The organism is Candidatus Schekmanbacteria bacterium RIFCSPLOWO2_02_FULL_38_14, from assembly GCA_001790855.1.
In the GTDB taxonomy this organism is placed as follows: Bacteria; Schekmanbacteria; GWA2-38-11; order GWA2-38-11; family GWA2-38-11; genus 2-02-FULL-38-14-A.
The window spans coordinates 69,098-94,423 of record MGDH01000029.1 but is presented as its reverse complement, the minus strand read 5'-3'; the positions used below and the strand labels follow the sequence as shown (position 1 = coordinate 94,423).

General features: G+C 38.1%; 27 protein-coding genes, 1 tRNA gene and 1 other annotated feature. Of the genes, 17 read left to right on the top strand and 11 right to left on the bottom strand.

Annotated features, from left to right (window positions below; all coding sequences use genetic code 11):
* Positions 1-304: 304 nt before the first annotated feature.
* Positions 305-378 (bottom strand) — tRNA-Arg (locus tag A3H37_04265).
* A gap of 89 nt (positions 379-467) precedes the next feature.
* Complete coding sequence (locus tag A3H37_04260; GenBank protein OGL49155.1) at positions 468-1,130, bottom strand: hypothetical protein; 663 nt, start codon at positions 1,128-1,130, stop codon at positions 468-470.
* 238 nt (positions 1,131-1,368) lie between these two features.
* Here A3H37_04260 and A3H37_04255 point away from each other — a divergent pair, with 238 nt between their 5' ends.
* The 13 genes from A3H37_04255 to A3H37_04195 all read left to right on the top strand — a co-directional run bounded on the left by A3H37_04255 (position 1,369) and on the right by A3H37_04195 (position 13,418).
* Complete coding sequence (locus A3H37_04255) at positions 1,369-1,782, top strand: hypothetical protein (GenBank protein ID OGL49154.1); 414 nt, start codon at positions 1,369-1,371, stop codon at positions 1,780-1,782.
* Between the two features lie 14 nt (positions 1,783-1,796).
* Positions 1,797-2,171: a hypothetical protein gene (locus A3H37_04250; GenBank protein OGL49153.1), complete on the top strand. Its 375-nt coding sequence runs from the start codon at positions 1,797-1,799 to the stop codon at positions 2,169-2,171.
* Between the two features lie 2 nt (positions 2,172-2,173).
* Entirely contained in the window at positions 2,174-2,590 is a 417-nt protein-coding gene (locus tag A3H37_04245; GenBank protein OGL49152.1) for a hypothetical protein, read from the top strand.
* Positions 2,591-3,000: 410 nt separating this feature from the next.
* The gene (locus A3H37_04240) at positions 3,001-3,222 is read left to right on the top strand and encodes a hypothetical protein (GenBank protein OGL49151.1); all 222 of its coding nucleotides are present in this window, start codon (positions 3,001-3,003) and stop codon (positions 3,220-3,222) included.
* Between the two features lie 399 nt (positions 3,223-3,621).
* Positions 3,622-4,548, top strand: coding sequence for a hypothetical protein (locus A3H37_04235; GenBank protein ID OGL49150.1), 927 nt, complete (start codon positions 3,622-3,624; stop codon positions 4,546-4,548).
* A gap of 165 nt (positions 4,549-4,713) precedes the next feature.
* Positions 4,714-6,297, top strand: a complete 1,584-nt coding sequence (locus A3H37_04230; GenBank protein ID OGL49149.1) for a hypothetical protein — start codon at positions 4,714-4,716, stop codon at positions 6,295-6,297.
* 29 nt (positions 6,298-6,326) lie between these two features.
* Positions 6,327-6,905, top strand: a complete 579-nt coding sequence (locus A3H37_04225; protein OGL49148.1) for a hypothetical protein — start codon at positions 6,327-6,329, stop codon at positions 6,903-6,905.
* Positions 6,906-7,003: 98 nt separating this feature from the next.
* Positions 7,004-7,561, top strand: coding sequence for a hypothetical protein (locus A3H37_04220; GenBank protein OGL49147.1), 558 nt, complete (start codon positions 7,004-7,006; stop codon positions 7,559-7,561).
* Between the two features lie 112 nt (positions 7,562-7,673).
* Entirely contained in the window at positions 7,674-9,128 is a 1,455-nt protein-coding gene (locus A3H37_04215) for a hypothetical protein (protein ID OGL49146.1), read from the top strand.
* On the top strand, positions 9,128-9,361 hold the full coding sequence (locus tag A3H37_04210; GenBank protein OGL49145.1) for a hypothetical protein: 234 nt from the start codon (positions 9,128-9,130) through the stop codon (positions 9,359-9,361). The genes A3H37_04215 and A3H37_04210 overlap by 1 nt, the downstream gene beginning before the upstream one ends.
* A gap of 3 nt (positions 9,362-9,364) precedes the next feature.
* Positions 9,365-10,621 carry a hypothetical protein gene (locus A3H37_04205; protein OGL49144.1) on the top strand — a complete coding sequence of 419 codons (1,257 nt, stop codon included), beginning with the start codon at positions 9,365-9,367 and terminating at the stop codon, positions 10,619-10,621.
* Between the two features lie 161 nt (positions 10,622-10,782).
* Positions 10,783-12,312 (top strand): hypothetical protein, encoded by a 1,530-nt coding sequence (locus A3H37_04200; protein ID OGL49143.1) that lies wholly within the window; start codon positions 10,783-10,785, stop codon positions 12,310-12,312.
* Positions 12,309-13,418 carry a 2-nitropropane dioxygenase gene (locus A3H37_04195; protein ID OGL49142.1) on the top strand — a complete coding sequence of 370 codons (1,110 nt, stop codon included), beginning with the start codon at positions 12,309-12,311 and terminating at the stop codon, positions 13,416-13,418. The genes A3H37_04200 and A3H37_04195 overlap by 4 nt, the downstream gene beginning before the upstream one ends.
* A gap of 10 nt (positions 13,419-13,428) precedes the next feature.
* Here the strand turns inward: A3H37_04195 and A3H37_04190 are convergent, their stop codons facing one another.
* The 5 genes from A3H37_04190 to A3H37_04170 form a co-directional block, all read right to left on the bottom strand.
* Positions 13,429-14,193 (bottom strand): hypothetical protein, encoded by a 765-nt coding sequence (locus A3H37_04190; GenBank protein OGL49141.1) that lies wholly within the window; start codon positions 14,191-14,193, stop codon positions 13,429-13,431.
* Between the two features lie 83 nt (positions 14,194-14,276).
* Entirely contained in the window at positions 14,277-15,350 is a 1,074-nt protein-coding gene (locus tag A3H37_04185; protein ID OGL49140.1) for an arsenical-resistance protein, read from the bottom strand.
* Positions 15,343-15,789, bottom strand: coding sequence for a hypothetical protein (locus A3H37_04180; protein OGL49139.1), 447 nt, complete (start codon positions 15,787-15,789; stop codon positions 15,343-15,345). The genes A3H37_04185 and A3H37_04180 overlap by 8 nt, the downstream gene beginning before the upstream one ends.
* Positions 15,790-15,792: 3 nt before the next feature.
* Complete coding sequence (locus tag A3H37_04175; protein ID OGL49138.1) at positions 15,793-16,134, bottom strand: hypothetical protein; 342 nt, start codon at positions 16,132-16,134, stop codon at positions 15,793-15,795.
* A gap of 216 nt (positions 16,135-16,350) precedes the next feature.
* Entirely contained in the window at positions 16,351-16,866 is a 516-nt protein-coding gene (locus A3H37_04170; GenBank protein ID OGL49137.1) for a hypothetical protein, read from the bottom strand.
* Between the two features lie 313 nt (positions 16,867-17,179).
* Positions 17,180-17,306: a binding site (molybdenum cofactor riboswitch), on the top strand.
* Between the two features lie 123 nt (positions 17,307-17,429).
* Between A3H37_04170 and A3H37_04165 the strand changes: the two genes are divergently transcribed.
* The 4 genes from A3H37_04165 to A3H37_04150 all read left to right on the top strand — a co-directional run bounded on the left by A3H37_04165 (position 17,430) and on the right by A3H37_04150 (position 21,261).
* Positions 17,430-18,176, top strand: a complete 747-nt coding sequence (locus A3H37_04165; GenBank protein ID OGL49161.1) for a molybdate ABC transporter substrate-binding protein — start codon at positions 17,430-17,432, stop codon at positions 18,174-18,176.
* A 32-nt stretch (positions 18,177-18,208) separates the two neighbouring features.
* Positions 18,209-18,874, top strand: a complete 666-nt coding sequence (locus A3H37_04160; GenBank protein OGL49136.1) for a molybdenum ABC transporter permease subunit — start codon at positions 18,209-18,211, stop codon at positions 18,872-18,874.
* A gap of 43 nt (positions 18,875-18,917) precedes the next feature.
* Positions 18,918-20,006, top strand: a complete 1,089-nt coding sequence (locus A3H37_04155) for a hypothetical protein (GenBank protein ID OGL49135.1) — start codon at positions 18,918-18,920, stop codon at positions 20,004-20,006.
* A gap of 109 nt (positions 20,007-20,115) precedes the next feature.
* Positions 20,116-21,261, top strand: a complete 1,146-nt coding sequence (locus A3H37_04150) for a cysteine desulfurase (protein ID OGL49134.1) — start codon at positions 20,116-20,118, stop codon at positions 21,259-21,261.
* Between the two features lie 74 nt (positions 21,262-21,335).
* Here the strand turns inward: A3H37_04150 and A3H37_04145 are convergent, their stop codons facing one another.
* From A3H37_04145 to A3H37_04130, 4 genes are all read right to left on the bottom strand, one after another.
* Positions 21,336-21,965 (bottom strand): thymidylate synthase, flavin-dependent, encoded by a 630-nt coding sequence (locus A3H37_04145; GenBank protein OGL49133.1) that lies wholly within the window; start codon positions 21,963-21,965, stop codon positions 21,336-21,338.
* Between the two features lie 128 nt (positions 21,966-22,093).
* Positions 22,094-22,669: a hypothetical protein gene (locus tag A3H37_04140; protein ID OGL49132.1), complete on the bottom strand. Its 576-nt coding sequence runs from the start codon at positions 22,667-22,669 to the stop codon at positions 22,094-22,096.
* 297 nt (positions 22,670-22,966) lie between these two features.
* Entirely contained in the window at positions 22,967-23,341 is a 375-nt protein-coding gene (locus tag A3H37_04135) for a hypothetical protein (protein ID OGL49131.1), read from the bottom strand.
* A 113-nt stretch (positions 23,342-23,454) separates the two neighbouring features.
* Entirely contained in the window at positions 23,455-25,143 is a 1,689-nt protein-coding gene (locus tag A3H37_04130) for a hypothetical protein (GenBank protein OGL49130.1), read from the bottom strand.
* Between the last annotated feature and the right edge of the window lie 183 nt (positions 25,144-25,326).

Genomic DNA, 25,326 nt, shown 5'->3' with positions numbered 1-25,326 from the left:
ACTATAGCATCCGTAAATTAGGACATTTCTACTTTGGTGAATTAGGACATTATCATTTTGGCGTTACATAATAAAGTGATTACTCAGGTTTAAAAAAGATTACACAAATTTTCTCATCATAAAATCTAATTGACATATTATTCTTATTTATAGAAGCAAAAGAGAACGTCAGACTGTGTGAAAACCCAGGTTTTTGAACTTTTACTATTTACAACCTATTGATTTTATTGGCTCGCATTTTTGAAAAATCGACTTTTTACATAGTCTGACGTTGTCTTTTCTTATTCTATCTGAAAATTTTAAACGCGCCCAGGAGGAATCGAACCCTCAACCTACAGATCCGTAGTCTGTCGCTCTATCCATTTGAGCTATGGGCGCAGAAATTTTTTTTCTTTCTAACTGATTTAATGCATTTGTCAATAAAGGTGATGCGCTTTAAATCAAATCAACAATGAAATCCTATTTTTTCACTGCTGTAAGCAGCCCTGTATTCCTGTTCCTCCTCCTACATCCAGCATCCTCTTGCATTTTGAAAGGTCAGCCTCATTTGCAAAATCCTTTGCCAGTTGCTGGCTGTAGTTGTGCTGGGACATCATTGCCTTGCGCGCAAATTCCTTTGTGCTTGCAACTGCCTTGATTATATCATCTGATTTTCCGTCAACAGAGGGGTGATACTCATCTTTTCTGATAATCTCCTCAAGGTTTCCCCATGGACCATAAAGCCTCTCATTGAGGGCAATTAAATGAAATCCAAAATATTCAGGCTTCCCCTCTACAAGAAACTCCTCTGCCACAGGAGAATTTGAATATCTGCCACTCCTCTTTTTAAGAATCCCCAAAGCAGTGCAGGAATTTAAAAGCCTTGAAAAAGACCTCTCGGGAAGTGAAAGCTCTTTTGCAAGCTCCGAAGCGGTCTTCTCGCATTTTGAGAGTTTGCTATAGATTCCAAACTTAACAGAGGTAAAAATTATCTTTGATACAGCAAATCCGTAAGCCAGCTTAAACAAATCATCCAATCTCTCCATTTTTTCCTCCAAGGAACGTTTTGAAGCATAATTCAGATATTTTATAAAAACTATTAATGGCTGTTTTTTTGCCAGCCAGCTTTTCAGTAGGTAAAACTTCTCCATGAATTAGTCAACAGGAAAGAAGGAAAAATAATATAAAGCCTTATAGTAGTAAAAACAAATTAAGTATTTATCTATATTAAAATATATAACTTTTAGGGTCTAGACCTAACTTTTAAATCACAACACTAAAAAATGCATAAAAATAACTTGACATTAATTATGCGAGTGTGGTTTGCTTTTTTCAAACATGTAACTCTGTTTAGGTTTTGGCATTCTCAAATTAAACGAGGTGGTCTTGATGAAAAATAGGGGAAAGAATTTATTTAAGATATCGGTGATGTTATTATCTTTCATTTTGATGTACGGGTGTTCCTTTACTCATTATGCCAATATAGGGGAAGGGTATAAGCCTGTTATTCTAGATAGGGTAGAGCGCCCTTATGAAGAAATAGGGGTGGTACATGTTGAAACGTGGACAACTACCTTGTTCTGGTTAATTCCATTTATTTCCTCATTGGATAAGGCTTATACTAAATTACACGATGATGCTGGTAATATGGGAGCTGATGCAATAATTAACGTGGAAGCACATGTAGATAATAGAACTTTAGGTGGGTATATGGGGTTTATATCTGGGCGTGGACCGGGAATACCATTTATACTAGGGAGTACCGATTACCATGTGAGTGGTATGGCAATAAAGTTTAAGTAGGAGGGAAACAAATCATGAGAAAAAATAAGTGTATTATTGGTGGAGTCTTAGCCTTACTATTAATAATGGTTGCGAGCTGTTCGTTTGTACATTATGCTCCTTTTGAAGGAGGGGATGCACAAATGTTTACTTGTGATATGAAGAAACCATACAAAGCATTGGGACTGATTCATACGGAAGCATGGACATGGGGGTTTTTCTACTACGGTTCTCCTATGGCTGATCTGGGAAAAGCCAAAAACAACTTGGCAGAAAAAGCTAGAACTGTTGGGGCAGATGCGATAGTTAATGTCAAGTCCTATGTAGTTACCCGTATGCCTATTATACCTTTTATTTTTGGATATATCGAATACCATATTAGTGGTATGGCTATAAAATACGAGAAATAAATATGAAAAATATACAGCAAAATCGGAAATATCTGAGAGTAGGTTGCATGGTAATGTCGATGGCAATGTTTCTTTTTGCATGCAGTTTTCAACACAGAGTTCCTACTTTTGGTGTATTAAAAAGCAAAGATAACATCCCAGAAGGCTCACAGTCGATAGGGTTAGTGCATGCGGAAGTATGGAGATGGAATATGTGGTATGGTGATGACTTTAATTCAAGCCAAGAGGTATTTCGTAAATTGGAAAAGGAAGCCAGAAAGAGGGGTGGAAATGCAGTAGTGGATGTTTCTTACCGGACGGAAATTCATGATTTTTTTTTACTGATTATTTTCTTTGTTCCATTTTTCTTAGGTTGGACAGAAGCTCATGGTAGCGGAACAGTAGTTAAGTTTCCAGAAAAACCTTTTCAAAAAAACTAACTTTTACTCCAACATCTTAACTGACTTTTACCAACAAGTCTGAAAAGGCTTATAAAACAAGCTCCACCTCCCAAAAAGATTTTTAATTCTTAATCAAAAAATATGGGTAAAAGTTAGACATCTTTAAAAGGGCAGTCACAAAATACCGTTCATACTATTTTACGAAACAATTGTTAGCGGTCAAAAGTGTTGGTATTAATAATTTGTTTAATACTCAGTCCTAGATTTTATTATCATTCTATATCTTACCGCCACTGCACTGTATCAAAAATTAGTTTGCTAAATTTTTAATGAGTCTCCAGTATATATCACATGTTATATATTGACCTTGACAGACTAAGTAAAATAAAATATTTTTACAAAGATATAACTGTTAAAAGCAAGTATGTTTTAATTTTAAAAGATAACTTATGTTCAAAGAAAAATTTAATCCTGCAATACCCAAGCGCTATCTTTTTCTTCTTGCCGGCATGATGTGGTCCCTTGTTGGATTAATTTTAGCAACAGTAGGTCTCTTCTGGATATTTACTGTGAAACAAACCCATGCGCTTGTCCTTATTTTGACTCCATTTGCTTTTATAGCTGGTTTTATAAAAGGTAAGTTTGTTCTTTTTAAAGTAGCGATAAAGTAGCGATAAGGTCATCCAACCTCATATAAGATAGGGGACGGTGTTGAATATTATCACTTATTTTCATTAATATCTATGTTTTGAATAGCCTTTGCAATAGCAGAAGTACAGACTCCCAAGTGCCTGGCTGTTTCCGCCATAGGAATTTCTAATTCACAGCTTAAATGATACGAAATATTTGTCCTGACTCCCAACCCTATATACCTTCATTCCCCAATTGCTCTCAGTATATATTTTGAAAGGTGTATAGTCAATTTTTTTCATGGCAGAAATTATTGACATTAGGAACTTAATTTCCACTTGACAAAATATAGCAGAAAACATAATTTTCAAACAGTTGTTTGATTAAAAATAATCTTTTGGAATAATTCCATTTCTGAATGAAAGAAAGGAGTAGTTAAAATGTGTCATCATTGTATTGAACATGGAGATGGAGGGAAATGGTTTTTAGCTGCCCAGAATTTTTCTGCAAATATGTACCGCAGGAAGAAAAAGGATGCGCAGAAAAAAGCAGAAAAAGCAGAAAGAAAAGTAGGGGAAATAATTAGTCCTCACCAGAAGCCACCGGAATATTATATGAATGAAGACGGAGAGTTTGTTATAGCGCCAGGGGCTCAGGTAGATTTAGATATTCTCTTCTCTGATTTAATGAAAGAGGTTCTTGAGGCTACAGGGAAAGATGTAAAGAAACTCCCAATATTGAAGAAAAAAGTCGGGAGCTTTATGGCTAATTACCACTTTGGACAGGTAGTAACTCTTGAAGAGGCAGAACAGATGCTTGAGCTTACCTATCCGATAGGAATAATGGAATGTATCTGCAAAAGGGAATCCCGGGGCATGTATAATAACGATGATGCAATGACCTGTCTATCCTTAGGTGTAGGTATTTACAAGTGGGAAAGATGGCCTGAAACCTTCAGAAACATGACATTTCTTTCAGTAAAAGAAGCAAAGCAGAGGCTTCGCCACTTTGACAGGAGGGGCAATGTTCACACGCTCTGGACTTTTTATACTCCTTACATAGGAGGAATCTGCAATTGTGAGTATCCTACCTGCCTTGGGATAAGGGGTCGTACTGATTATGGTGTTGATGAAGTTCTTCTTAAAGGGGAATATTGCGCAAGGCCAATTTATGACAGATGCATTGGATGCGGGGAATGTATTACTTTTTGTCAGTTTGGTGCTATGTCTTTACAGGTAAGCCGCAACAAGTTAAATATTGACATGAACAAATGCTATGGATGTTCACAATGCGCAAACCACTGCCGTCATGAGGCCATTGAAATGGTAGAACGGAGCACCACTCCCGGGCTCAGAGACATTTGGTAATTTTGTTTATTCTTTATTTTTTTGGAGGTAAAATTAATGGCACGAGTTCAGATAGCTATTAACAGAGATAAATGTAAACTTCCTATGAATTGCAGGAAATGTGTCCAAGTTTGTCCACAATGCGTTTATAAGGTTTATCTAACCCGTATTGATAAAGGGAAAGTAATGCCTATGGATGCATGGGGTTTAGCCATGTGGTTTCCTGACCAGTGCAGAGGGTGTCTTGAATGCGTAAGGGTCTGCCCTGAAAAGGCTTTAGAATTAGTAGCACCGTGTGAGTATGAATGTCCTGCCCATGTTGATGTTCCATCATATATATCTCTCCTAGGAGAAGGGAATGTTGACGAGGCAATCCGTATTCACAGAGAACGGAATCCCTTTGTTGCAGTAAGCGCCAGAGTATGTCCGCATCCATGTGAGACAATGTGTGAGCGCAGGAAAACTGACAATCCTGTCTCAGTCAGAAGCCTGAAAAGATATATGGCTGATTCGTCAAAATCAAGTAGTTTAAAACCAACAATTAAAGAAGATTCCCGCAATGCAAAGAAAAAAATAGCAATAGTGGGTTCAGGACCTGCAGGTCTTTCATGTGCATATTTTTTAAGAAGGATTGGCTATCAGGTAACAGTCTTTGAAAAAGCCGACAAACCTGGTGGCATGTTAACTTCAATGATACCCGCATACCGCCTTCCGCAGGAAATCGTTAATAACGAAATTGATTTTATATTAAACCTTGGTATTGAGCTTAAACTCAACACAGAGGTTGGAAAAGATATCTCTATTGATGCTTTAAAAAACCAGGGCTACCAGGCTATATTTATTGCAGTTGGGGCGCAAGGCTCCCCATCAATTGGGATTCCGGGAGAGGAAATGAACGGGGTTATTCAGGCACTTGACTTTCTGAGAGACTGCCGCAGCGGGAAAAATCCAAAAATCGGCAAAAGGGTTGCTGTAATCGGAGGTGGCAATTCAGCTATTGATGCAGCCCGTATTGCTTTGAGGCAGGGGGCAGATGTGACAGTAGTATACAGAAGAAATATTGAAGAAATGCCTGCAATACAGGCAGAGGTTGAGGAAGCTGAAAAGGAAGGAGTCAAGTTCCGTATTCTTGCAAGACCAAAAGAAATCAAAGGCAAAAATGGAAAAGCAGAAAGTCTGGTCTGCGAAGAAATGATGATGAAGGGTTATGACCGTACAGCAAGAAATAAATCTGTTCCAGTTCCCGGAAAAGAATTTACCCTTGACGTTGATACTATAATATCTGCTATAGGACAGAAGCTTGATGCAGAAAAGATTATGAAAGAGGTAGGCATTGGATTTTCCTATGAAGGGTTTGTTTTTATTAACAAGCATACAATGGTTACAAACATTCCTAATATATTTTCCGGAGGTGATGCGGTTACAGGTCCTTCAACTGTAACTGCGGCAATTGGGCAGGGTGAGAAGGCAGCAAGGAATATTGATAAATATCTCGCAAAGGATTTCCTGACAGATGAGGAGTTAAAGACCCGTTATCCGTGGCTTGAGCACTATGATAGCACTGTCAAGTTTAATCCTAAAGGAGCTCCTGCAAAACATAATCGTACAGCTACTCCACTAATACCTGTAAGCGAGAGAATGTCAGCTAATAAAGAAGTGGAGGTCACACTGAGCAAGGATGATGTAATACGAGAAAGCTCAAGATGCCTGCGCTGTGATTATCTAGTGGAAACTCAGAGGCAGAGGATAAAAACTGCTGCTAAAAGCTAATATTATTAAACTATGAAAGGAAGCAAAAAATGAGTGAGAAAGCTTTAAAATACTTCATAGATGACAGTTTGTTTGAAACCTTTGAAAAAGAGTTTGCAGTTAAAAGCATTGCAGAAAAATATGCCAGCGCAATAAAGGGAAAAAGCGACAAGGAAGCTGATGAGATAGGTGAAAAGCTATTTAAGAAATATAGTATCAATTTTGCTAACCGCATATTGGAACTTGAAGGGAATTACAGAGACAGAAGCGCTGAACTGATTTATCAGGTGGCTGAGAAAACCGGGCATAAATTCCCAAGCATTCCACAGCGCCTGATTGAGATAGCTATTTTGTCTGTAAGAGTTGAGGACAAATGGCGCTGGAAGGAAATTTCTTATAAGTGTTTGACATATTTTGTCAATTTATGCACTATGAACAAAGCCCTTAAAGAGGCAGTTGGAGAAAAAATTGCAAATAAACTTCCATGCAAACACTACTGCATAGGTTTAAGCGATGAGCTTTATAAAAAACTTGGGTTAGATGTTGGAGTCAGAATGACAGCTGAATTGCCAAAAGATGGCCGTTGCCAGTTTGATGCCTTTTTCCATTTTACAACTCCAAACAGATAGGTCCTTTGTGAACGCGCAGCAAGAGAATATATGAAATTATTCTTTACAGTTTGAGTTTCCTGCAGTAAGCTTCAGGAAATTTAAATCAGGAGAATGGTTTGAGTTCTAAGTATAAATACAATATTGATTCTGAATTTCTTGATATCTTAGATAAGGAGTTTGATATTAAACCTCTTGTTGAAAAATATGCTTCTGAAGCCAATGGTAAAGAGGACTATGATAAAGATGAAATCGCTAAAAGGGTTTTTGGAGATTATGGAAGAAATCTGGCTAAAAGGATTCTTGAGCTTGAAGGAAAATACAGGGACAGGATTGGGGAAGTTATTTATAATGTGGCAGCTAAAACAGGACATGTTTTTCCGAGTGTGCCTCAAAGATTATTGGAAATAAGCTTTCTTAGCCCAAGGGGCAATGATGAGTGGACATATAAAGAGATTTCCCATAAGAAATTAATCCATATTGTAAAAAAATGTGCAATAAATCAGCTTTTAAAAAAAGTTATGGGAGAAAAGGAAGCAAATATTTTACCATGCAGATATGTTGATATAGGAACCTGTACAGCCTTTTATGAAGGGCTGAATCTAAATGTTTTTTTTAAAATGACAGGAGAGTTGCCTAAGGATGGCTTTTGCAGGTTTAATGCTTTATCAGTGTAGAATGATGTGGAAGAGATTATAGATTAATGATATGGGGTTATGCACAGGTAGGAGAGGCTAAAGGCACTCCTACCTTTTTGTTTCACCTGTAAAACTTTTGGATTAAAAAATTTTGGAACTAATCACAAAACTTAAAAATATAGTTGGAAAAGAAAATGCAAGCAATGATGCTTCTGCATTAAGATTTTTTGCAGAAGATTACAGTTTCTGCCCTTTTTCAATGCCTGATTACGTTGTAAAACCAAAGGACTCAAAGGAAATTCAGGCAGTGGTAAAACTTGCAAACGAAAAAAATATCCCCGTAATACCTGTAAGCTCAGGTGTCCATTTCTACGGGACAACTATTCCATCCAAAGGTGGTATTATAGTTGACCTGAGGAGAATGGACAAAGTCTTGGAAATCGACAAGCGTAACAGGAGAACAAGAATTGAACCGGGTGTTACATGGGGAAAACTTCAGGATGGGCTTGAAAAAGAGGGTATGACTGCCTATAACCCTCTTCTGCCACACAGAGAAAAATCTGCCCTTACAAGCCTTCTTGAAAGAGAGCCAATGCTTGTACCAAAGTTTGAATATGCTGACCCAATCCTAACTATGGAAGTAGTTCTTCCAACAGGTGAAATTTTAAGAACAGGCTCAGCCTCTGTCCCCGGTGCCCCGGATAATGCGTTGGCAGATATGGTATGCCCCTATGGACCGGGAATGGACTTTTTCAGGCTTTTTCAGGGCGCTCAGGGAACACTCGGGATTGTTACATGGATGAATCTAAAAATAGAGCATTTTTCAAAAACAAGAAAAGTTTTTTTTCTTTGCAGCAGCGACCTTGGAAAAATAAAAGAAACTGCTTACAGAATCCAGCAGTCAATGGTTGGAAACGAATGTTTTATTCTTAATTCGCTCAATCTTTCTTTGATTCTCTCAGAAAATTTTCCTGAAGACTTTAACAGCTTAAAAAATAAATTCCCTGAATTTGTATTAATCATCTGCCTTGCAGGCTCATTAAGAAAAGCAGAAGAAAAAATAGCTTACCAGGAAGAGGCATTAGGCAGGATTGCCTCAGATTTATCACTCAATTTAAGTGAAGCCTTGCCGGGACATGAAAAGGGACAAGAAATAATATTATCAATGCTTAGAAAGCCGTGGATGGATGATGTATCTTACTGGAAAAACCGCTTTAAAGGTTTCTGCAATGAAATAAGTTTTCTTACAACATTTGATAAGCTCTCCATGACAAAGGATGTAGTCTTTAAACTATCTTCACAACTTGGCTATGATAAAAAAGATATTGGAATATATTTACAGCCTCTTGAGTATGGAAGAGCCTGTTACTGCCAGTTCCACTTTTTCTATGGAGATAAAAAGAGCTTTGAATTCAAAAAAATTAAAAAATTAGATTCAAAAATAAGAGAAACCCTGTTTTCAGAAGGCGCTCATTTCAGCAACCCTCATGGAGAATGGGGTGAAAAGCTATTGGAAAAAGCAAAACCATATAAAGAAACTTTGAAAAAGATAAAAAATATCTTTGACCCTAATGGAATTATGAACCCCGGGAGATTGTGTTTTTGATGTTATTTAACATGAGTACTTTTCCCATCTGTCATTGCGAGGAGCAAAGCGACGAAGCAATCTCAGAGTTCTCTCGCTTTGCTCAGAATAGGCTCTGCAATTTCAAAACGAGATTCCCATTAAAGTTTCCTCTAAGTCAAGAGATGAGATTGCTTCGCTACGCTCGCAATGACAAGAACGAAAAGATTCACAGTGGTAGTAATTTGAAAGCTCTATATGAGATAGGACACTAATAAATGAAACTTAAAGACTACAGATATGATATTGAAATGTGTGTAAGATGCTCAAGCTGCAAGTGGATTGACCCAATATGGTCTAAAAGCAAAAGACGCAATAAAATATGCCCGATTAGCAGCCGCTATTTTTTTGATGCCTACTCCTGTCAGGGAATCATGGATATGTCTTTGGCTTACCTTGATAAAGAGATAGGTTATTCAAAAGAACTACTTGATGTCCTTTATAAATGTACGCTGTGCGGCGCCTGCGATGTAATGTGCAAAAGATGCATTGACAATGAACGGCTTGAGGTAATAGAAGCCTTCAGGGCAGATGCTGTTGAAAAGAAAAAAGCCCCTCTGCCAGTCCACAAAAAAATTATTAAGAATGTATGCGATAAGCACAATCCATATGGAAATCCTCATGAGAAACGCAGTAACTGGCTGCAAGGGAAACAGCCTTTTTCAGAAAAGCCTGAGATAGTATATTTTGCCGGCTGCACCTCTTCATACCTTCATCCTGAGATAGTGCTTTCAACAATAAAAATCTTAAATGCTGCTTCAGTCAATTTTACCATCATGGGACCTGATGAGTGGTGCTGCGGTAATCCATTAATAAGGATTGGTGATACAAAACAGGCAAAAAAGATAATGGCGCATAACATGAAAGTGCTTGAAAAAAGCGGCGCTAAAAAAGTCCTTACAAGCTGTGCAGAATGCTATCATGTGTGGAAAGTTGATTATCAGAGATTAAGAGAAAAGGAAAAAATGGAATATGAAGTATTCCACACCTCTGAATATGTAAACCAGCTGATTGAACTTGGAAAGCTTAATCTCACAAAGCCTGTAAAGCTCAATGCCTCTTACCACGATTCTTGCCGTCTTGCAAGGCTGAGTGAGCCATATATTTTATGGAAAGGCGAAAGGGTGTCCTTTGGGAGAACTGAACCGGTAAAAAAATGGAGAAGAGGAACTAACGGTGTATATGAGCCTCCAAGAAATGTTTTAAAAAAGATTCCTGGGTTAAATCTTGTTGAAATGGAGAGGATAAGAGAAAATGCATGGTGCTGTGGTGCCGGAGGTGGAGTCAAATGGGCTTTCAATGATTTTGCTACATGGACAGCAACTGAAAGGCTTGATGAGGCTAGCTCAGTTGGCGCAGATGCAATAATAGCAGGTTGCCCGTTCTGTAAATGGAATTTTAAAGATACAGCAAAAAAGACAAAGAGCAAAATTAAGGTCTATGACTTTGTAGAGGTAGTTGCAGAAGCGATTTAAAATGAAGGGTTAAAGGATTCAAGGATTAGAGGGTTTAAGATAAAGAAAATTGCTGCGGGACAAGAATGTCCCGCCTATCAATAGGCGGGGTTTTCTAACCCCGCAGAAAGACTTTTAACTTTTAAAGTTTTTAAAAAGCTTATAGCTAATTAGGTAAATATATGGCTTTTCCAAAAAAGATTGAAAGTGAATTAAAAAAGATAGTAGGTAAAGAGAACATTTCGACCTCACCTGCAGTTTGCCAGGCTTACTCAAGAGGCGGTTATGCAAAGTTTGCATGGGATAAAAACCGCAAGGTTCCAGGATGTATTGTCCTTCCAGGCTCAGCAAAAGAAGTTCAGACAATTATAAAGCTTGCAAACAAGTATAAAGTTCCATTCATCCCTCTTGGTACATTCTTTATAACCCTCTGTGTTCCAACAAAGCCAAACACAATAATGCTTGATATGAAGCGGATGAATAGGATGGTGATTGATGAAAAAAACATGTACGCCCTTGTTGAGCCTTATGTTACCTACACAGAACTTCAGACAGAGGCAATGAAACTCGGGCTTTACACAAGCGCCCCTTCATGCGGCGCACAGGTTGCTGTAATTGCAAACCACCTTAATCAGGGGATGGGGCAACTTGTTCACAGGGTTGGTTATGCAAACAGAAGGGTCCTTGCAGCAGAGTGGATACTCCCAACAGGAGAAATTCTCCACACCGGCTCTGCATCAACAATCAGGGATTATTTCTGGGGCGAAGGACCTGGTCCTGACCTCAGGGGGCTTATGAGGGGATGGTTTGGTCATTTTGGCGGGCTTGGCGTTGTAACAAAAATGGCTGTCAAGCTCTTTCGCCTTCCATTTAAGGGTGTTCCTGAACCAGTTGGTGTCACCCCAAGTACAGCCTTTGCTCTGACAAAAGAAAGATTCAAATGGTTCACAATCATATATCCAGACTCTGAAAAAGCTGTTGAGGCAATGTATGAAGTTGGAAAGGCTGAGATAGGGGCTGTTTGCGTAAGAGTACCATTTATATGGCGCTATATCGCAAGGGCTAAATCAAGAGATGATTTTTATGAAAAATGGGAAAAAGATAAATCAAAATTTGCAGACAAACGGTCTCCGAGTATGGTACGAGTACTTCTGGTTGGGTATACATCAGAAAAACAACTCGAATATGAGGAAAATGTTTTGAAAGAAATTGTTGCTGAAACAAACGGGAAGATGGAGGAAGCTTCGCCATATTCAAGCGGGCAGGTCTTTAAATTGGGAATTTCAAATAATGTTACAGTTCCTGCAGGTTTTTTTGCAGTTACAAAATTCGCCTTTGACTCGCTTGACCACGCAAGAAAAGCGCTTCAGAACACTGATGACCTTAAAAGCAGATTTATTCCTCCGTTCTTTGATGACTGCGAGGAAAGCGGATGGATGCAGAGCTATGACATGGGACACATCGGATATGGGGAATTTTTCTCCTATTTTGACAAGACCATGGTCAGAAAATTTGAGGAATATGAGGTTGAATCAATAAAACATGATATAAAAATCAGGGCATATCCCGGAGCTCAGTGGTCGCACCACCATGAACTCATAGGTAGCGCTTTAGGGAATTACCATAAGTTCTTGGAAAAGATAGGCAAAGCCTTTGACCCAAACCACGTCTCCAACCCTCCAAGAATGGCACCAACAAGGAAAGATATATGAACCTTCCTGTCTTAAAGATAGGAGAATTAGTAGCACGGATTCCCATAATACAGGGCGGGATGGGTATAGGTATATCACTGTCCGGCTTGGCATCAGCAGTTGCAAACGAAGGCGCAATCGGTGTCATTTCAGCTGCAATGATAGGGATGGAAGAAACCGACCTCACAAAAAACTATCTTGAAGCTAATATCAGGGCATTGGAAAATGAAATCAGAAAAGCCCGTGCAAAGACAAAGGGAATTTTAGGCGTCAACATTATGGTCGCCCTAACTAACTTTGCCGATATGGTCAACACTGCTATAAAAGAAAGGGTGGACATCATTTTCTGCGGAGCTGGACTGCCGCTTGACCTTCCGAAATACCTGGTCAAAGGAATCAATACAAAACTTGTTCCTATAGTCTCTTCTGCAAAGGCAGCTAAAATCATATGCATGAAATGGTTGCGAAATTTCAAGTATCTTCCTGACGCTTTTGTTGTTGAAGGACCTCTGGCAGGAGGGCATTTAGGTTTTAAAACAGAACAGATTGAGAGCCCTGAATATACCCTTGAAAAAATTCTACCTGAAGTAGTTGCAGCTGTTAAGAGTTTTGAAAAAGAGCATAATAAAAAAATACCGGTTATTGCTGCCGGAGGTATTTACTCAGGCGAAGACATAAATAAATTTCTCAAACTTGGAGCAGCCGGTGTGCAGATAGCCACTCGTTTTGTTGCAACTGAAGAATGTGATGCAGACAAAAAATTTAAAGAAGAATTCATAAAATCCAAAGAAGAAGACATCGTTCTCATAAATAGCCCTGTTGGCCTTCCCGGAAGGGCAATAAAAAACAGGTTTCTGGAAGAAGTAAATAGCGGGGTAAAAAAACCGTTCAATTGCCCCTACCATTGTATTATCACATGCGATTACAAGCAAAGTACTTACTGCATAGCTCTTGCATTGATAAATGCAAAAAAAGGGAAATTGAATAAAGGCTTTGCATTTGCTGGACAAAACGCATTTCGAGTCAATAAAATCACCACTGTTAAGGAACTTATAACATCACTGATAGAAGAATTTAAAACCGCTGCAAAAGAAAAAACCGCCTTCTTCCCTTGCAATGACACCTGACAACTTTTGATTACTTCTTGACAGAAGCTTTTTCCATAATAACTGTATATTTGTATCCGGCGCCAAAGTTCTTGTCCTTATACAGAGTACCGCTTGCTGTTACAACATCATTAACCTTTGGAATGTCTTGTGAAGTTACAACAAGCTCATTACTTCCATCTTTAGCATTCCCTGTACCATCCTGCAAATGTATCCAGTTCTTCCCCATAATGCCTGCAGAGACCTTTACCACCTTGCCTTTTACGACAACATTCTTGTTATTAAGTGTTTCCTTGTTTTTATAAATTTCGACGACTGTATAGGCATTTGGACCTGTTGTCTTTGCAACCTTTACTTTCTCAGCAGTTGGAGCTTTTGCACCATTATTTCCCATGAGTCCCTTTGCTGCAGCAGGATTTACCATGCCCTGCTGGGTTGCAGGTCCTGCAGAGAAAATAATACTATCAAATTTTCTTTTAAGAGTCTTGCTTGTGAAGTTTTGCATCTCAGCCCCGGGCATAAGGGCAATCTCTTTCCCGACAGTTGCTTTCATTTGAGGTACAGCAACCCATATTTTTTTCACTTTATTTTCAAGTAAAAGATAGGTGTACCCTCCGCTGTTAAAAGTCTCTGCGACTTTTCCTGAAAGAAGAGGTGGGTTTTTTTGAAATTTTGCCGGCGCTTGTGAATGAGACGTGGCAACTGCTGCTTTTTTAGTCTCAGCAAATGCGCCATTAATTGCCATCAAACAAAACGAAGCTAAACCGACAGATAATACCTTCCTGAATCCTTTCATTTTTTTTCTCCTGAATTTAATTTATTTATTTCCTGTGGTCTTGCCACAGGAAAGTTAGTTAAAAATTCTTAGAGGGATTAATTCTAAGAAATGCTCCTCTCAAAAGAATTCTGTACATTAAAATATTTTTCTGAAAATCTCAATGAAATATTTACAAGGCTTACAAGAACAGGCACTTCAACCAACGGACCAATAACCGCTGCGAAAGCCTCCCCAGAGTTTATTCCAAATACAGCAACTGCAACTGCAATAGCAAGCTCAAAATTATTGCTTGCCGCAGTAAAGGAAAGTGCTGCACTTTGCCTGTAATCTGCACCAATCTTATATGACATATAGAAGGAAACAAAAAACATTATTACAAAATAGATAAGCAGCGGAACTGCAATCCTAAGAACATCAATTGGGATTTTAACAATGTATTCACCCTTAAGTGAGAACATTACTATGATAGTAAACAGCAGGGCTATTAGCGTAATAGGGCTTATCTTTGGGATGAATTTCTTATGATACCATTCCTTGTCTTTGATTGATATCAATGTAAACCTTGTAATGATTCCTGCAAGGAATGGAATTCCGAGGTATATGAAAACAGATTTTGCAATCTGACTTATCGTGATATCAACAACACTTCCTTTCAAGCCAAACCAGGCTGGCAAAATGGTTATGAATATCCAGGCATAAACAGAAAAGAACAGAACCTGGAATATGCTATTGAATGCAACCAGTCCGGCGCAATATTCTGTATCTCCCTTTGCAAGTTCATTCCATACAATAACCATTGCAATACATCGTGCCAAGCCAATTATTATCAGTCCAACCATATAATGCGGGTAATTGCGCAAAAATATTATTGCCAGAGCAAACATTAGCACAGGCCCAACTATCCAGTTTTGAACCAGTGAAAGCGCAAGCACTCTTGTGTTCTTGAATACCTCTCCAAGCTCTTCGTATTTCACCTTAGCAAGAGGCGGATACATCATCAGTATAAGCCCTATTGCAATCGGGATGTTGGTGGTGCCTGAGTTAAAAGTATTCCAGAAATTTACCACTGAAGGGACAAAATACCCGAGCCCGACTCCAAAAAGCATTGCAGAAAAAATCCACAGAGTAAGATAACGGTCTAAAAATGACAGCTTACGAGATACCCCTTCACTCATCTTTCCACTCCTCATATTTAAAATAGTTTTCAACTTTCTCCATTATCATATCGCGAACTTTTCTAAACTCACGCAAAACCCTCTCCTCATCCCCCATTGTCCCCACCGGGTCAGGAATAGGCCAGTGGAGTTTTCTTTTTGCTGGAAAAGATGGACACATTCTTTCAGCACTATCACATAGAGTTATTACAGTTCCTATTTCACTAACCGGTATATCATCTATCCTCTTTGAGTATTGGTTTGAAATATCAATTCCAATCTCCTGCATCACCCTTACAGCCCTTGAGCTTAAATGTGCAGGAAAAGTTCCGGCACTGAAAACTAAAACATCGTCAGGCGCTATTGATTTTGCAAACCCCTCTGCCATCTGGCTGCGGCAGGCATTCCCAGTGCAAAGGAACAGGACTCCATTTTTTCTGGTATTTGGTTCATCAGCCATAATTTACCCTTCACATTTTTTGTGTTTCTGAAATTTTTTAAGACTTTTAAAGTCATCTTCTGATTCCTTAAAATTCTTAAAATCATCCTTAATGCATTTCAACTGCAGATAATGAATATTATTTTTTGGTTTTGCTAAAGAATAATGAACCCAAACCCCGTTTCTCCTGTCAATAACAAGTCCGGCATTTTTTAAATATGCCATGTGCCGTGATATTGTTGACTGAGGGAGTGACAACACCTCCATCAGGTCGCATACGCATAATTCCCCGTATGTCAAAAGATGCAAGATTCTGAGCCTTGTCTCATCAGACATTGCCTTGAAAAATTTTGCGAGATCCTTCATAAATGGAATCCTTTTATCCGCTTAGACGGATATATAAATTTAATCACTGAATATGTCAATTATTTTTTTTGATGAGTCGCTTGGTATTACTGATAATTAAATATCTGGATTCCCGCTTTCGCCTGCCTACCGCAGGCAGGCGGGAACGACAAGGTATAACATCTTGCAATACTGCTTATTGCTTATTCAATCCACAATCCGAAATCTGAAATTAAATCAGACTTCCCAGACCTGGTTTAGAATGCCGTCAGGGAAGTTCAGATAGCGTGCCCGTGTTGCTTCTATTTTTATTATCTTCATATCAGGACTTGCCTTGACTCCGAGTTTTTTCAAATCCTCTCGTTCCTCTGATTTTATTATACTCCTTGCTTCAGCGTATTTTTCTTCATCCTCCGGTTTTATTATTTCAGCCCTGCCCCACAACTGGAGACCCTTTACCGATTCAAAGCCTGAGTAGTCACCGTAAAGGCTTACTGATACATTTGGATTTTCCATAATGTTTTTAATCTTAACCCCTCCCTCTGTTAAAACATAAATAGTCATATCCTTGCTGCGGTAGCGGACAGGTGTTGAACGGGGAATATTATTTAAGCATGTTGCAATTGTGCAGATTTTATTTTCTCCAATAAATTTTATTATTTCCTTTTTCAGTTCCTCTTTTGAAAGCTTCCTTGTTCTTCTATTTAAAATTTTGGTGAAATCATTTTCCATTTCCTTGATTTCTTCTTCCATTTCAGCCTCCTAATGAAAAAGATTTTATACAAGTAGCCAGTCAAGAGTATCAACCTCGGACTATATCCGGAGAACCGATATTTGTCCAGCAGCGTCTTCTTTTTTCCCATGCTGTTATAATATCAGTTTTTTGAACCTTATTCAACTTCCTTTTCCCCTTATCTCTTGCCGTTTTGCGCCTGTCTGCGTGAACGCACAGGCAGATAATATCAATCACTAACTTTTACCCACTCACTTCAACGATGAGCCATTTTTTAAAGGTTTAATAATCCTTCACATTTTATTACTTGACTTTTTCTGTTTAATATCAGTAAGAAGAAGCGATCTCCGAGCCTTTGAGCCTAAATTCCGGAAAAAGAACATGGCTCTTGGCCGATTCGGGTATTCTGAGAAATCAGATTGCCTCCTCGTGTTTGGAAAGGAGATTAGAAACGGTATAAATAAAAGCCGGTTTCCTTTTCAAAACAGGGAATCGGCTTTTTTTTGTGCTATTTGAAACTGGTAAACCAGATGTAGAAACAGACCTAAAGACCTGTTTCTACATTTTTTATAAAGATTTATCTATGTTAATTATAACACGTATAACTTTAACTTTACTCTTTTTGTTATTCCCTCTTAGCGCTGCTTTTTCTGAAGAGCTTCTTGTTGGCGCTGCATCTGATCTTCTTTTTGTTTTCAGTGAAATGGGCAAAACCTTTGAATCTGAAACAGGAAACAGGATAATATTTACATTTGGTTCAACAGGAATGCTTGCAGAGCAAATCCGGCAGGGAGCACCATATGACATTTTTGCCGCTGCTGATGACAGATATATTATGGGATTAAAAAATCAAAATCTTCTCAAAAACGATTCAATAAGAAATTATGCCGGAGGAAGATTGGTTATTGCATATAACAAAAATGTAAAACCAGTAACAACCCTTAGGGATCTTCTGGTAAAAGATATTAAAAGTATTGCCATAGCAAACCCTGACCATGCCCCATATGGAATTGCAGCAAAAGAATTTCTAATCAGGGCAGGGCTCTGGGATAAAATCAAGAGTAAGTTAATATTAGGAGAAAATGTAAGACAGGCTCTTCAATTTATTCAGACAGGAAATGCTGATGCAGGAATCATTGCCCTTTCCATCGCAAAAGTTCCTGAGGTTAATTACATTACGATAAGCGAAGAGCTTCATCCGCCAATTAACCAGACAATGGCAATATTGAAAGATACATCAAAACAAAAAGTTGCAAAAGAATTCATAGATTTTGTTTGCAGCAAAAAAGGGAAAGCTATGCTGGAGGAATACGGTTATAAGACTAAATAGTTTTAAAGAAACTTTATAAGGTAAAATTAATAATGAACCATACAGATCTCTTTCCTTTATATCTCACACTTAAAGTCTCTATAATAGCCACACTGTTTTCTTTTTTTGTTGGACTTTTAATGGCTTGGATACTTGCAAAAAAAGATTTTTTTTTAAAAAATTTCATTGATGCAATTGTAATGCAGCCGCTTATAATCCCACCGACTGTTCTTGGATATTACCTTCTTGTCGTACTCGGGCGGAATGGTCCAATAGGAAGATTTCTTGAAAATGTCTTTGGTGTAACTGTTGTTTTTACATGGAAAGGAGCTGTAATAGCGGCAGTAGTAGCTTCAATACCTCTTTTCATAAAACCTGCCAGGGCTTCTATCGAATCTGTTGACATCAATATCGAAAATGCAGCAAGACTTTTAGGGAAATCGGAGTTTAAAGTATTTACATCTGTAACACTTCCTCTTGCCAAAAGGGGAATAATTGCAGGAACAGCTATGGCTTTTGCCCGTTCAATGGGAGATTTCGGGACAACATTGATGGTTGCAGGAAATATCCCTCAGAAGACACAAACAATCTCAATAGCCATATATGATGCTGTACAGGCAAACAATATTCCTTTAGCCAATACCCTTGTTCTGATAATTACAGCTTTTTCAATATCAGTTCTTTTCTGGGTCAATAAGTTTACAAAAGGAAAGTATTAATAAATTCAAATGAGCCTGAAGCTAACTCTCTTGGGAGAACAGATTGATAGAGTATCATTTAAAGAAAAAATTATCTGACTTTTTCATTGATATTGAGTTCTCTGCTTACAACAAAAAAGGCACAACTGCATCAGGAGATCATCTTACAGTCCTCTTTGGTCCTTCAGGGACAGGGAAAAGCCTTACATTGAATATGCTATCAGGTATAATCATTCCTGATGAAGGGTATATCAGATTAAACGGAGATGAGCTTTTTAACAAGGAGAAGGGTATAAATATCCCTATTCGAAAAAGGAAAATAGGCTATGTCTTTCAGGAGTACAGCCTTTTCCCGCATCTCAATGTTTATGAAAATATAGCATACGGAATCAATAACAGGTCTGACGCAGATGAAAAGGTAAGAAAACTGCTTGAGCTTTTTCGCCTTGACAGGAAGGAAAAAAAATATCCAAACGAATTATCAGGAGGACAGAAGCAAAGAGTTGCAATTGCAAGGGCTATAGCTTCTGACCCAAAACTTCTTCTCCTTGATGAACCATTGTCAGCGCTTGATGAAAGAATAAGAGAAAAACTTCAGCAGGACCTGCTCAAATTAAAATCTATTTTAAGTATCCCAATAATCTATGTCACCCATAACCTTCAGGAAGCTTTTACTCTTGCTGACCATATAATTATTCTGAATGATGGCAGGATTGTAGAGTCAGGAGAAAAGCATGAAATTTTCTCTAACCCGCGGAAACGCCTTACAGCGAAATTTTTAGGAGTAAAAAACATCTTCCCGTGCAGAATCATTGAAACATTCAAGGACTGCTTTTTGTGTAGCGTTGAAGGGATAAAGATAAAAACAGGCATTGACTCAAGGTTTAACAAAGGAGATAAGGCTTTTCTGTGCATCAAGCCGCGGGATGTAAGGCTTTCAGATTATGACAAAACAGAAGATAATTCCCTGACTCTTTCTGTAGACCACATAATAAGCCTTGAGAAAACCAACAGAATATTTTTAAAGTTTTCTGAAACAAAGCTCAACTTAATTATGGATATTGAAAAGTTTATATGTGAAAAGAGTGATATAAAAATTGGTGACAAAGTAACAATTTTGCTGGATAAAGAGAGAATATTTTTAACAGAGTAAGCGGAGTGAAGTTAAGAGCGGACAGATGACATTTGAATTTTAGGCTTTGAACTTATAGTTATATTTTTTTATAACAATCAACCATGGACAATATTTAATAGAGCTTTCAATGCCAATCTATCTTGATAACGCTGCTACATCTTTTCCAAAACCCCCGCAGGTCTATGAAGCTGTTGACCACGCAATGAGAAATATCGGAGGGAGTCCCGGAAGAGGGTCTCACAGGATGGCAGTTGAATCTGCAAGGATGATATTTGAGACAAGAGAAGATGTGGCAAAATTTTTTAATTTCCCTGATAGTTCAAGGGTTATTTTCACTTCAAATGCAACAGATTCCCTCAACCTTGGACTAAAAGGATTACTATCTCCCGGAAACCACGTAATAACATCATACATAGAGCACAATTCTGTTACAAGGCCATTAAAATCACTTAAAAAAAATGGTATTGAAGTAACTAAAGTAAAAACTTCTTCTGAAGGTTTTGTTGATCCTGAAGATATAAAAAAAGCCTTTAAAAAGAATACAAAATTAGTTGTCATAAACCACGCCTCAAATGTTCTCGGCTCAATAAATCCTGTTGAAGAGATTGGCAGTATCTGCAAAAAAAAAGGAATAAAACTTCTAGTTGATGCTGCACAGACTGCCGGAACAATACCAGTCGATATCATAAAAGGTAATATTGATATTTTTGCCTGCTCAGGGCACAAATCACTTTTTGGAATTCAGGGAACAGGAATCCTGATTGTTGGGGAGGAAATAAATTTAAACAGCTTAAAGGAGGGTGGCACTGGAAGTTTTTCTGATGATGAAAGCCAGCCTGAGTTTTTTCCTGACAAGCTTGAAAGCGGAACACTTAATACTCCCGGTATTGCCTCAATAAAAGCAGGCATCGATTTTATAAACAAAACAGGCATTGAAAACATAAGAAAACACAAGCTGGGTCTGACTGAACAGTTTTTATCCGGGCTTTCAGAAACTAAGGGAATCTTATTTTATGGCACAGGAGATTTTAGCAAAAAAATACCCGTATTATCTTTTAATATTGAAGGAATGCAACCGGGTTGCATCGAAAAGAGGCTTGATGAAGATTTTTATATTATTTCCAGAGCAGGACTCCACTGCTCTCCTGACTCCCATAAAACCGCAGGAACATATCCTGATGGAGCAATAAGAATAAGCCCGGGGTTTTTCAATACTTTTGAAGATATCGATTTAACAATTGATGCTATTAGAAAGATAGCAAAAAGTCTATAATATCTCTCTGCCAATTTTAGCTTAAAATTTCTTGAGGAATTTCGCTCCTAGCAATGACATCATTAGATAGTAGATTATTTTACTATTGCTACTTTCTTATCTCCATCTAATTCAAAATCTTCAAACACAACAGGAGCCTCTTTTTTTAAAATCTTTAGAATCTCATTGCAAATTCCTCTTATTTCCCACTGCGCATCAGGCGCACAGCGGAGCTGAAGGATGTAGCGCCATTCTCTTAAGTTTGCTGAGATTACAATCTCGCTCTTAATGGCATTTGGCAGGACAAATCTTGCATCTTCATTTTTAATCCCCATAGCCTGAAGCTTCTGATAGTTTTCCTTTAAAAGCTCCATTGTCTCATTGAAAAGTTTCAGAGCCTCAGAATTTTTTCTGATTGAATGAGGGGTTATGAAGTCAAATTCCTTCTCGCTCACATATCTTTGCGACTGCTGGGAAAAAGAACAAATTCTGTGCCTTACAAGCTGGTGGGTAAAAGCTCTTGAACCTCCTTTTATCCTGAAAGTCGCGTAGGCGTGTTCAAGGACAGAAAGATGCCCGCTTTTAATCAGCATTTTGATAAATTTTTTTTCTGAACCTTTTCCTATTTTTCCAAAAGACAGATAGCAGGTTCTTCCTGCTTCTTCAATGAGCTTCTCGCAGTCAGGGGTAATGGCAAGTAGATCAACCTGAAAATTTGGTTTCATAATTGTAGATAAGTTCAAATGTCAAAACCAAAATGTCAAATGAATGTCAAAATCCAAATATTAAGGGTTTTAGTTATTTGTGCTTTGACATTTGAGATTAACTCCACTTATTAATACAGTTAGTGTATTTATTTATTGCTCCCCAGGTATTCCTTTGTAAGCGTATTATCAATTCCAAAAAGGTCAAGAATTCTTCCTACCGTAAAACCAACCATCTCATCAATAGTCCTGGGCTTGTGATAGAATGAAGGACAGAGTGGTAAAATTACAGCTCCCATCTCAGAAAGCTGTACCATGTTTCTCAAATGCCCGAGATGAAGCGGAGTCTCTCTTATTGCAAGAATTAGTGGCTTTTTTTCTTTCAATGTCACATCCCCGGCACGCAAAAGCAGATTCATAGCCAGAGAATTAGCAAGGGCTGACATTGTTTTTACACTGCATGGAACAATTACCATCCCATCTCTCTTGAATGAACCGCTTGCAAGCGGCGCGCCGATATCATCAATGTCATAAACTTTATCTGCCAATGATTTTATCTTGTCTATCTTAAAATCAGTCTCGTGCTTTATTGTAATCTGTGCCGCCTCTGTTATAACAAGCGATGTTTCAACAGAATCATTTTTTGAAAGATACTCAAGGAGTTTTATTCCGTAAACAACCCCTGTTGCTCCTGTTATACCGACAATGAGTTTAAATTTCTGCATAGCTTTCAGTTTTCTTTTTAAAAATGTAGAAATAGGTCTTTAGACCTGTTGAAAAAGTTCCTATTCGCTGTCATTGCGAGGAGCGACAGCGACGTGGCAATCTCTAACTCATTGATTTGCGTAAAACTGAGATTGCTTCGCTTTGCTCGCAATGACAATGTTACGAGTCTTTCAACAACCTATTTAGACCTGTTACCAACAGACCTAAAGGTCTGTTTCTACAAAAAAGCCAATGACTATGAGTTCTTGATTAATAGTATACCTGATAAAATACTTATTCAAAGACCTCTCATAAAGTCAAACATTAAATAATTCAATCAGTTTTTTAGAAGCCTTTCTGCAATTCCTCATCACATTTTTAATATCTTCTGATGAAGCTCTGTTTATATGAACACCTGCAACTACAACAATGGTTTTCTTAATACTCCTGCAAACAGTTTCAGACATCTCCCTTGCTATTATGTCATCCTTATGCCCTGTAATGGTAAGAATTGATGTAGAACAACTTGTCACTCTTTTCTCTTTAAGACTCTGTCTTGGTATGCTGATGGCAACAGCGCCAATATGGGATTTGTCCCCACCGTGAAGGAGGATACTCAAACCATCACTGTAGGAGTGAGCCTCAACATAAATCTGGCATTTTCCTTTACCAATTTTTAATTCTAAAGACATATATTTTATTTATAAGTTCAAATACCAAAATCCAAATTTCAAAAGTTTTAGTCATTTAGACTTTGGATTTTATTTGAACTTTGAGCTTTGACATTTGAATTTTTTTATAGTTGCTACTTCAGCTTCTTCACCAGGTTGATGTATTCTCCTCTTTCAAACCCATGTGAGCGAAAATAATCAATCAAATCCCCATCATTCCAGTCAACTACTGTCATCACGGTTTCAACTCCACTGCTCTTAAAATATTCAAAAAGTGATTCTACCAGCATCTTTCCTACGCCTTTTCCCTGGTAGTTAATATCAACTCCCATTATATCAATCCATCCACATAAGGGAATTGTGTATTCCCATCCCCTTATGTCCCCAAGAAGGAATCCCACGACTTTGTTTTCAATCTCAGCTGCAAGACAGGCATCAGGCTCTCTTGAAAGATAAGACGCTATTTTTCCAGCCCAGTAGGCTTCCTGTGGTTTTCCCGTGATTTTCTCGTCAATTTTCATAACTGAATCAATATCCCGGGTTGTTAATTTTCTTATTTTAACTTCACTCATCTTACCTCCTTTTTTTTGTAAATAACTTTTTATAACTCCCTGAGCCATTTTTCTTATTAACACTGGTTTGAACATGCTCTTGATTATATTCTTATATGTTTCCTGACCTGAAACAGAATTATAAAGCGCTTCATAGATTGATGGATTAACCTTTGCAAGCTCAATCAGATGAGTCAGAACAAGGCTTGGACCGTATTTACAAAGTAATCTGACACCAGAGCCATAAATGTAGTCATCCAATAGTTCCCTGCAACTGTTTGCATAATTCTCAAAGGCTTCCCTGTTTATACCAAACTCAAGCATTGTCTCTGCTGCTTTAATACCGGTCACAATGGCAACGTTAATCCCCTTTCCTTTGAATGGCCTCATCCAGCCTGTTGCATCACCAGCAGTAACATACCTGTAGCCAAAGGGGTTTCTTGCAGGCGCTGTCGGAAATCTGCCTTCATAATAAAACATTTCATCTCTGTTAAATTCCGGCAGATGCTCTTTTACCTCTGGAAGAGAAAGGAATGCATCCATATCAGAGGAACTTACTTTTTCTCCGGCAATATTTATTATGATGTGGTCAGCCTTTGGAGTTATTGCACCAAACTCTATGTTTGGTACCAAAACAGGGACAAGGTATGCATAGATTATATTCCCCAGCTTCTGCCTGATAAACCCTCCTGTTGTATGGAACTTTGCAATATAAGTTTTAAGCACTTTATTGGGTCTTGAATAGTTTCCGTCTTTTGATGTTGCTTCTTCAAGAACGCTTAGCATCATCTCATCAAGTCCAAAGGCACCAACTACAACATCAGCTTTAAGATATGTGCTATCGCTATAAATCCTTACCTCATCTATTCCTTCTTTCCGGATAAACTCAAGGTATGAAACACGGGTTCTTAAAACCTCTGCCCCCAATTCTCTAGCACAATTAAGGAGATATTTATCAAACTTGACTCGTCTTACAGTATAGGTTGGTTCTGAAGCGTCCTGACCCACAAGAAGTATTTCCTGTCCTGGACCATGGAGCCTGTAGCCATAAATCTGTCTCTTGATTAATTCAGATGGCAGGAATAGCCCTAGTTCTTTTTCAAGGATTGATTGCAGGGGAGGCGATAATACCCCCACACACTGGTTAAAGTGGATATCATAATCCTTGCCTTCAAAAATCACAACCCGCAGTTTCCTGCCAAGATTTTTAGATTCCTGAAGAAGTTTAATTGCGCAGCTTGACCCTGCAGGTCCTCCGCCAATTATTGCCACAGTGCTGTTATCTTTTAGAGGTAGATACAAAACTTTATTCCTTTTTAACCTATACCAAATTTACTTAGGACTTTACCCTTTGTCAAGGCAATGAAATTTTTATTAATCCTTCTTGAATTCTATTGAATAGAAGAGGTTGATAAATTAAGAATATCCTGATAAAAAGGAAACAATCAGATAGAT

What these genes read in the sequence shown, in the direction of transcription:
- A3H37_04175 (OGL49138.1), bottom strand. Translation starts at nt 16,134, where the DNA reads ATGAAGGATCTCGCAAAATTTTTCAAGGCAATGTCTGATGAGACAAGG.
- A3H37_04255 (OGL49154.1), top strand. Translation starts at nt 1,369, where the DNA reads ATGAAAAATAGGGGAAAGAATTTATTTAAGATATCGGTGATGTTATTA.
- A3H37_04235 (OGL49150.1), top strand. Translation starts at nt 3,622, where the DNA reads ATGTGTCATCATTGTATTGAACATGGAGATGGAGGGAAATGGTTTTTA.
- A3H37_04250 (OGL49153.1), top strand. Translation starts at nt 1,797, where the DNA reads ATGAGAAAAAATAAGTGTATTATTGGTGGAGTCTTAGCCTTACTATTA.
- A3H37_04170 (OGL49137.1), bottom strand. Translation starts at nt 16,866, where the DNA reads ATGGAAGAAGAAATCAAGGAAATGGAAAATGATTTCACCAAAATTTTA.
- A3H37_04260 (OGL49155.1), bottom strand. Translation starts at nt 1,130, where the DNA reads ATGGAGAAGTTTTACCTACTGAAAAGCTGGCTGGCAAAAAAACAGCCA.
- A3H37_04205 (OGL49144.1), top strand. Translation starts at nt 9,365, where the DNA reads ATGAAACTTAAAGACTACAGATATGATATTGAAATGTGTGTAAGATGC.
- A3H37_04225 (OGL49148.1), top strand. Translation starts at nt 6,327, where the DNA reads ATGAGTGAGAAAGCTTTAAAATACTTCATAGATGACAGTTTGTTTGAA.
- A3H37_04145 (OGL49133.1), bottom strand. Translation starts at nt 21,965, where the DNA reads ATGAAACCAAATTTTCAGGTTGATCTACTTGCCATTACCCCTGACTGC.
- A3H37_04140 (OGL49132.1), bottom strand. Translation starts at nt 22,669, where the DNA reads ATGCAGAAATTTAAACTCATTGTCGGTATAACAGGAGCAACAGGGGTT.
- A3H37_04230 (OGL49149.1), top strand. Translation starts at nt 4,714, where the DNA reads ATGCCTATGGATGCATGGGGTTTAGCCATGTGGTTTCCTGACCAGTGC.
- A3H37_04160 (OGL49136.1), top strand. Translation starts at nt 18,209, where the DNA reads ATGAACCATACAGATCTCTTTCCTTTATATCTCACACTTAAAGTCTCT.
- A3H37_04210 (OGL49145.1), top strand. Translation starts at nt 9,128, where the DNA reads ATGTTATTTAACATGAGTACTTTTCCCATCTGTCATTGCGAGGAGCAA.
- A3H37_04240 (OGL49151.1), top strand. Translation starts at nt 3,001, where the DNA reads ATGTTCAAAGAAAAATTTAATCCTGCAATACCCAAGCGCTATCTTTTT.
- A3H37_04135 (OGL49131.1), bottom strand. Translation starts at nt 23,341, where the DNA reads ATGTCTTTAGAATTAAAAATTGGTAAAGGAAAATGCCAGATTTATGTT.
- A3H37_04185 (OGL49140.1), bottom strand. Translation starts at nt 15,350, where the DNA reads ATGAGTGAAGGGGTATCTCGTAAGCTGTCATTTTTAGACCGTTATCTT.
- A3H37_04200 (OGL49143.1), top strand. Translation starts at nt 10,783, where the DNA reads ATGGCTTTTCCAAAAAAGATTGAAAGTGAATTAAAAAAGATAGTAGGT.
- A3H37_04195 (OGL49142.1), top strand. Translation starts at nt 12,309, where the DNA reads ATGAACCTTCCTGTCTTAAAGATAGGAGAATTAGTAGCACGGATTCCC.
- A3H37_04165 (OGL49161.1), top strand. Translation starts at nt 17,430, where the DNA reads ATGTTAATTATAACACGTATAACTTTAACTTTACTCTTTTTGTTATTC.
- A3H37_04180 (OGL49139.1), bottom strand. Translation starts at nt 15,789, where the DNA reads ATGGCTGATGAACCAAATACCAGAAAAAATGGAGTCCTGTTCCTTTGC.
- A3H37_04245 (OGL49152.1), top strand. Translation starts at nt 2,174, where the DNA reads ATGAAAAATATACAGCAAAATCGGAAATATCTGAGAGTAGGTTGCATG.
- A3H37_04150 (OGL49134.1), top strand. Translation starts at nt 20,116, where the DNA reads ATGCCAATCTATCTTGATAACGCTGCTACATCTTTTCCAAAACCCCCG.
- A3H37_04190 (OGL49141.1), bottom strand. Translation starts at nt 14,193, where the DNA reads ATGAAAGGATTCAGGAAGGTATTATCTGTCGGTTTAGCTTCGTTTTGT.